Genomic DNA, 7,698 nt, shown 5'->3' with positions numbered 1-7,698 from the left:
TGAAAAATAACAGTGTAATTTCGTTGCACTGATGGAAACAAAAGTAACCCACCATTTATCGCACGTTTTGGCTTCAAATATCGCGCGGCGCATCAATAAATAGAGGTGTTAAACGATGCTTGAGCAAATAATGGCGCAACCGGCCTGGTTTTGGCTCTGTTTAGGGGGATTACTGCTAATTGCTGAACTAATCGGTGTAGGTGGTTATCTGCTCTGGTCTGGAGTGGCCGCCGTTATTATGGCATTTATGACCTGGCTCATACCTGAAATGAGTTGGGATTGGCAAGGCCTATTCTTTGCCATTATGATCATTCTTTCTGTATTGGGTTGGCGTAAATGGCTTAGTATACGTAACAAAACATTGCCTGATGAACCTAATCAAAAACAACATCAATTAATTGGCACAAAAGCACGTTTAATTTCAGATACTAATAATGGCTATAGCAGAATACGACTGGCTGATGGTAGCTGGCGTGTTTTTTGTTCTGAGCAATTATCAGCTAATACTGAAGTCGAAGTGATCGATGTCGATGGTATTACACTAAAAGTCAAACCAGTTTGTTCTAATCAACATGATGACCAACCAGATGATCAATAATCGGGCATTTTGCATTGTCATCCCTCGGACACGATGCAACCAATGCAAGTAAGCTATCTCTTATCATATTAAGATCGGTAATGTTTTTTTCAATTTCACTAATTTTATTTAACGTCGCCGTTTTGATATCCGCACTGTGGCGACGTGGGTTACGGAAAAGTTCAAGTAATTGCCGACACTCTTTCAAGGTAAATCCAACTGCCCTGGCCTGCTTTAATAAGGTTAATTCATCCAAATGAGCAGGTTGATAATGGCGATAGCCATTTTCACTTCTCGTTGGCGGAGTAATTAATGACTTTTCCTCATAAAATCGAATTGTTTTGGCACTTAATCCCGTTTTCTCTGCCACTTGAGTAATATTCATCATTTCACCTTGACCTTACCCTTACTAGAAGGTTTAACCTTTATAATCATCTAGGTTATTTCAGCCATAATGTTAGGAAGTAATTAGCATTATACCAATTAATTTATTGTATGCATTAGGAGAGTCAATTATGCCTGATTTTACCATTCTAGCGCTACAAGGGCTGACTTGTTCCAATTGTATTAACAAACTAACGAAAGCGCTAGAAGCACGACAAGATATACAACACGTTACTGTTACACTTGATTATGCCAAAATTACTGGTTCTGCATCAGTAGATGACATTATTAAAACCATTGAACAAGCCGGTTACCAAGGCAAAGTCGCCACCCAGCCTGATATTAAACTACAGCTTGCAGGGCTCAATTGCCGCAACTGTGTCAATAAAACACAAAAAATACTGGAAAATATCAGCGGTGTTGGCGCCGCAATAGTGACCACTCAAGCAGCCCAAATTTTTGGTAGCGCCGATCCGGCAACACTGATTGCTGCCGTTAGGGCTATCGGCTACCAAGCAACATTGGAAGCCGAAGGAAACCCTTCAATTCACCAACAATCAGTCATATCATCGCCTGATACAGCCCAAAACGTTAGCAAGCAAACTGCATCGAATCAGCTTGAGAAACCGAGTATTGATAGTGGCGCGATACAATTACTCATCAATGGTATGACTTGCGCCAGTTGCGTTAACAAAGTACAAAAAGCGTTACTCAGTACGCCAGGGGTACAAAATGCTCAGGTTAATTTAGCCGAACGCAGTGCCTTGATCACCGGACATGCCAAACATCAGGCATTAATTCAAGCGGTACAAAAAGCCGGTTACGACGCCGAAATTATTGACAATGAAATGGAACATCGAGAAAAACAACAGCAGTTCAGCAAATACACTATACACAAATTTCGTTGGCAAGCCGCTTTAGCGTTACTAATTGGTATCGCCGTTATGATTTGGGGCATGATTGGCAACAATATGATGTTAAGTGAAAAAAATCAATTTAGCTGGCTGCTTATCGGGCTAGTCACGCTAATTCTCATGATGTTGACTGGTGGCCATTTTTATTACAACGCCTGGAGAAGTCTAAAAAATGGCAGTACCACAATGGACACTCTTGTCGCCCTGGGAACGGGTACCGCCTGGTTATATTCAATTAGCGTTAATTTGTGGCCAGATAAATTTCCTCTCCCGGCTCGTCATCTATACTATGAAGCCAGTTTAATGATCATTGGCTTAATTAATCTTGGCCATGCATTAGAACAAGGTGCACGCCAACGTTCGTCAAACGCGCTAAGGCGGTTACTTGATCTCACACCACCCACGGCACTCGTCATTAGTGAAAAAAGTGAAAACAAAGTACCACTGTCCCAAGTTAAACAAGGTATGCTATTACGTCTAACTACCGGGGATCGCATTCCCGTTGACGGTGTGCTGACTTATGGTGAAATTTGGCTAGATGAATCAATGTTAACTGGAGAAGCGATTCCACAATATAAAACCGTAGATGAAAAAGTACATGCCGGGACGGTGGTACAAGATGGTACAGCACTATTACGCGTTTCTGCAGTCGGTCAACATACCACCTTAGCGCGTATCATTAAATTAGTGCGCCAAGCACAAAGCAGCAAACCCGCAATAGGACAATTGGCCGATAAAGTTGCCGCGATTTTCGTCCCTAGTGTGATTACGATAGCCTTAGTTGCCGGGACTCTCTGGTATTTATTTGGTCCATCACCGCAAATCAGTTATGCATTAATTGTCACTACCAGTGTACTCATAATCGCCTGCCCGTGTGCACTGGGTCTGGCAACGCCAATGTCAATTATTGCTGGTGTCGCACGTGCTGCGGAATACGGTGCTTTGATACGCGATGCTGAAGCTTTACAACAAGCTAGCAACCTAGATACCCTGGTTTTCGATAAAACCGGAACATTGACGATCGGTAAACCTGAAGTTATCGAGATTCATACTTTTAATCAATTTGAGCAATCCCAAGTACTGACCTTTGCTGGTGCACTTGAAAAAGGGGCTAATCATCCATTAGCCAATGCGATTTTAGCCAAGAGCGTCGGATTATCGCTACCAGAGGTAAATCAGTTTCGAACTTTAGCCGGCGCTGGAGTGAAAGGGAAAATCGACAATAAAACGATTTTGTTAGGCACTCAAGCCTTGATGTCACAATATTCGATTAACAGCCAACAAGTTGAGCAATTAATCGCTGAACAGGCCAATAAAGGGATCACACCGGTCTTGCTGGCCGTTGATAATCAATTAGCGGCCCTATTTTCTATTCGCGATCCGCTACGAGAAACTGCCACTAGCGCGTTACAACAGCTACATAAGCAAAAATATCAATTGATAATGTTAACCGGTGATAATCCAATCACCGCAAATGCCATTGCCAAAGAATTGGGCATCGACCAAGTGATTGCTGATGTATTACCTGATCAAAAAGCAGCCGTTATAGCACAATTACAAAAAAGTGGTCATAAAGTTGCCATGATTGGGGATGGCATTAATGATGCCCCAGCTTTAGCGCGTGCTGATGTTGGTATTGCTATGGGGAGTGGTAGCGATATTGCAATTGAAACAGCCGCTATCACCTTAATCAATCATAACTTACATAGTGTTGCTGATGCTTTGCAAATTGCCCAAGGAACGCTGCGTAATATGAAACAAAATTTGTTTGGTGCCTTTATTTACAACACGTTAAGCATCCCAATCGCAGCAGGTCTATTTTATCCATTTACTGGAACCCTACTTAATCCAGTTATTGCTAGTGTGGCTATGGCATTGTCATCAATTACTGTCGTTAGTAATGCAAATCGTTTATTACGATTTAAACCTAAGCAATAAATTATCACTGGCCAGTTAACCAAATGGTGACTAAAACTCAGTTACCATTTTTTACAAAAGCGTAGAAAGTTTTGTACTGGATGATTAAAAACAGCTAACCTATTAAACTGGCAATGAGGAATTTTTGCATTAAGGGGAAGTGAAAAATGGTGGCGCCTATATTATCTAGGCTAAAAAAATATTTGATTGCCGATAAGGCTAAACATTATCCTTATCCTGCTTATGATATTAGTTTGGCTGGAAATATTCACCTGCATCTCATTGGTAGCATTCATATGGCCAGCAAAAATATGTTTCCGCTACCTCAAGTTCTTATAAACAAACTCAATCAATGCGACGCTTTGATTGTTGAGGCTGATATTACCGATACAGTACCTCCCTTGACTAACAATCCTGCAATCCCTTACCCACCAATTAAGCAGCGACTTTCGCCCGCACTTTATCTGAAATTTAAATATTATTGCCAAGAAATTAAACTCCACAATGAGCAATTTGATAGCCTTGCTGCCTGGCAAATTGCGTTGATCTTACAAGCCAATCAAGCTCAATATTTAGGATTACTCCCTCAATACGGGATAGATTATCAACTGCTGCTAGCCGCCCGGCAACAGCAGAAACCAATCATTGAACTAGAAGGCGCTGCCTCTCAAATCGAGCTACTGATGAATTTACCTAACAATGGCCAATCTTTATTGGAAGATACCCTGACATATTGGCGATCTAATGCCCGTTCGTTACAAATAATGTTAAGTTGGTGGATGAACTTCAAACCTGAGCTTGATTTAAAATTACCAAAAACTTTCCGTGATGACGTTTATCAATTATTAATGCAAGAACGTAACTTATTATGGTGTCAAAAGTTAAAGAAATTGCCAGCAGGTCATTATGTTGTGGCGGTTGGCGCCTTACATTTATATGGCGACAATAACCTTGCTAGCTTATTTAAACAACAAATCGACTAATTCTATCCCATTTTTTATTGAAGCTATATTGCCAAACAAAATAATAAAATGTCCATTTAACTGTTGACTATAACTTTATATAAAATAAGGTCTTTATATGACTCCCGCTATTAATTTATTGGAAAAAAAGAGAATCAAATATGCGCTACATAGCTATAAGCATGATGCGCATATATATCATTTCGGCCAAGAAGCGGTAGAAAAATTGGGGCTTGATGCCAGACAAGTATTTAAAACACTACTGGTAGCATTAAATGGAGATACTAAACATCTGGTGGTTGCTATCACGCCGGTATCAGGGCAACTTAATTTGAAACAAGTTGCCAGCACATTTAACGCGAAAAAAGCAGAAATGGCCGAGCCGCAAATCGCCCAAAAACAACGGGCTATTTATTAGGCGGAATAAGTCCATTAGGGCAAAAAAAACGTCTACCAACAATTATTGATGAACAAGCCAAGCAATATGCAACTATTTATATTTCAGGCGGAAAAAGAGGACTAGATATTGAACTTGATCCTAACGATTTAGCTCATTTATTAAATGCAATCTTTGCCGATATAAAAAAGTGATAAATAATTGCCGGTTTATTTAACGATAAATAATTTCTTTGCTAGGCGCATAATCAATGACTTTTAACGGTGCATGTTTTTCAATAAAATTTTTTAAAACCTCAGCATCCACTAATCCTGTATTAACATAATTTGGATGATAATTAATTTTCGGGTAACCATCACCACCACAGGCAATAAAATCTAATGTTGCCATTCGATAATGCTTTTTAACATCTAATGGCTGACCGGCTATTTTAATATCTGTCATTGTGCCATCGCTATGATGAATGAAACTGATATTGTAGAATTGGCCATAAGCCCCTGAACCTGGCGTCATACTGGCGACGGCGGCTAAATAGTTTTTCACTTCCTGACCATTAAAATCAACATAGGCTATGTGATTAGCAAAAGGTAAAACTTTAAGCACTTGTCGATAACTGATCTCACCTGGGTCAATAGAATTACGGATCATACCACTGCTCATAATGGCAAAGTCGGCATTTACACGTTCCACTTGCGACGCTAAGATGAGACGCGCCAAATTAGTTTGATCAAAACGAACCTTGTTGCGATCACCTTGTAATTTACCATCAACAAAACCTAATTTGATATCTAATTGTTGACGACCTCTTGCTTGAAAAGAAGAGAGTAATTTCAGCATATCAACATCAGGTGGAATTTCTTGCGTATAAAAAGTTAACTCTGTCGAACCATCTTGGTTAAGCCGTTTTTTCTTTAAATTGATAGGTATAAGTCGATAGTGTTTTAAAATAAATTTGCCATTTTTAAATTCAAAATCAGCCCGCCCGACATATTTACCCCACTCATGAGCCTGCACAATCCAAGTCCCATTTTGCTGATCTGGTCTACATAATGTCCCAGGCACATAATCCACTTGTTTGTAATTTTTCCTGCTTAAGGACATACAAACGGGATCTTGAGAATGACCGCCCACTATCATATCTAGATAGCCTGTAGGTAAACTTCGCGCCATTTTAACATCGCCAGGCGCATTAGAACCATGTTCGCCATTGTTATAATGCCCCATATGTGTCGCGGCAATAATGATATCAGGCTTTTCATTAGCACGTAGAGATTGGATCACCATTTTCGCTTCATTGACAGGAGAACGAAATTCTATATCGGAAATTACCCCTGGGTTACCTAACTTAATAGTATCATCGGTAGTTAAACCAATAACGGCAATCTTGATGCCCTGTTGATTAAAAATTTGATAGGGTTTGAATAATCTCTGTCCAGTACTGGTTTGATAAATATTAGCTGACAAAAAAGGAAAAGTTGCCCATTGTTGTTGCTTGCGTAAAATTGTTAATGGCTTATCAAATTCATGATTACCAAGTACCATTGCATCATAACCAATCATATTCATGCCTTTAATATCTGGTTCAGCATCTTGCAAGTCAGATTCAGGCACACCAGTATTAATATCACCACCAGAAAGCAGTAAAACAATTCCGCCCTCTTTTGTAACTTCGTGACGAATTTCAGCAACTAATGTTTTTTTGCGCGGCTAAACCATATTCTCCGTTCTTGTTATGCCAAAAATGACCATGATGATCATTAGTGTGTAAAATTGTGATAGAGTAAGTTTTATCTTTTTGCCATGCAATTGCGGTAGAACTTGATAGCAACCATAAAAGTACAATTATCCTACCTAGAGAAGTCTTAAGTAACAATCGCATATCAATCTCCATACCGTTCAAATTTATACCGATATTATTTCATCGAGCAATTTTTTTTATATCCTTAAAAAGCATCTATTTTATTATTCGCTTAATATTTTATGTGCTTAATACAACATAAATCGTTCTGGCTAAGACGCAAGATTAAAAATATTGCTAGTTATACTCTCAAATAGATAACAAAATAGCAGCTGAATCGCTATTACTAAAGAAATAGTAGATAATGATTATTTTAATCCTATTAACCTACTGAAAAAAATAACAAAATCATGTCAAACTGATTTTATAATCAATTTTGTTTTTGCCAAAAATGATGGTAAAAACTACCATTCAAGCGACAAATCCAATCAATTTATTTTGATTTTTGCAATTTTTTTTATCTTATTAGCATAAATAACTACTATACTTGTTATTTGATACACTATTTCGCTTTTATATCCAAAATATAAAAGTATTAGCTTAAGATGCATACTGTAGAAATACTTGATAAATACGCTTTGTCATTAACCTTTGGAGACAATTGAAATCGATCCAACATTCACGATTATTTTATCATTAAAAAGTATTGAATTAATTAATTCAATCTAAATTTTTATCATTATCATTTTATTTTACCCTATCATTACTAAATATGAATAAAAAAAAGAATAATAGTTTATATTATAAAA

At 38.3% G+C, this 7,698-nt stretch carries 4 protein-coding genes and 2 pseudogenes; 4 read left to right on the top strand and 2 right to left on the bottom strand.

The annotated features are described in order from the left end of the window. Nucleotides 1-115 precede the first annotated feature (115 nt). Nucleotides 116-598 (top strand): NfeD family protein, encoded by a 483-nt coding sequence (locus G468_RS0101015; protein WP_026821504.1) that lies wholly within the window; start codon nt 116-118, stop codon nt 596-598. On the opposite strand, the gene cueR is transcribed toward G468_RS0101015, so the two are convergent. Further along, nucleotides 564-962 carry a Cu(I)-responsive transcriptional regulator gene (gene cueR / locus G468_RS0101010; protein ID WP_026821503.1) on the bottom strand — a complete coding sequence of 133 codons (399 nt, stop codon included), beginning with the start codon at nt 960-962 and terminating at the stop codon, nt 564-566. The genes G468_RS0101015 and cueR overlap by 35 nt on opposite strands. Nucleotides 963-1,092: 130 nt before the next feature. Here cueR and copA point away from each other — a divergent pair, with 130 nt between their 5' ends. The 3 genes and pseudogenes from copA to ybaK all read left to right on the top strand — a co-directional run bounded on the left by copA (nt 1,093) and on the right by ybaK (nt 5,345). After that, nucleotides 1,093-3,813, top strand: coding sequence for a copper-exporting P-type ATPase CopA (gene copA, locus G468_RS0101005; RefSeq protein ID WP_026821502.1), 2,721 nt, complete (start codon nt 1,093-1,095; stop codon nt 3,811-3,813). A gap of 149 nt (nt 3,814-3,962) precedes the next feature. Beyond that, nucleotides 3,963-4,775, top strand: a complete 813-nt coding sequence (locus G468_RS0101000) for a TraB/GumN family protein (RefSeq protein WP_026821501.1) — start codon at nt 3,963-3,965, stop codon at nt 4,773-4,775. A 97-nt stretch (nt 4,776-4,872) separates the two neighbouring features. Continuing rightward, nucleotides 4,873-5,345, top strand: a pseudogene (ybaK, locus tag G468_RS19380) (Cys-tRNA(Pro)/Cys-tRNA(Cys) deacylase YbaK). Nucleotides 5,346-5,364: 19 nt separating this feature from the next. On the opposite strand, the pseudogene ushA reads toward ybaK, so the two are convergent. Beyond that, nucleotides 5,365-7,030 (bottom strand): annotated as a pseudogene (gene ushA, locus G468_RS19375) (bifunctional UDP-sugar hydrolase/5'-nucleotidase UshA). Between the last annotated feature and the right edge of the window lie 668 nt (nt 7,031-7,698).

The sequence above is a fragment of the Arsenophonus nasoniae DSM 15247 genome, assembly GCF_000429565.1.
GTDB lineage: Bacteria > Pseudomonadota > Gammaproteobacteria > Enterobacterales > Enterobacteriaceae > Arsenophonus > Arsenophonus nasoniae.
This window is presented reverse-complemented; position numbering and strand designations above follow the sequence as displayed.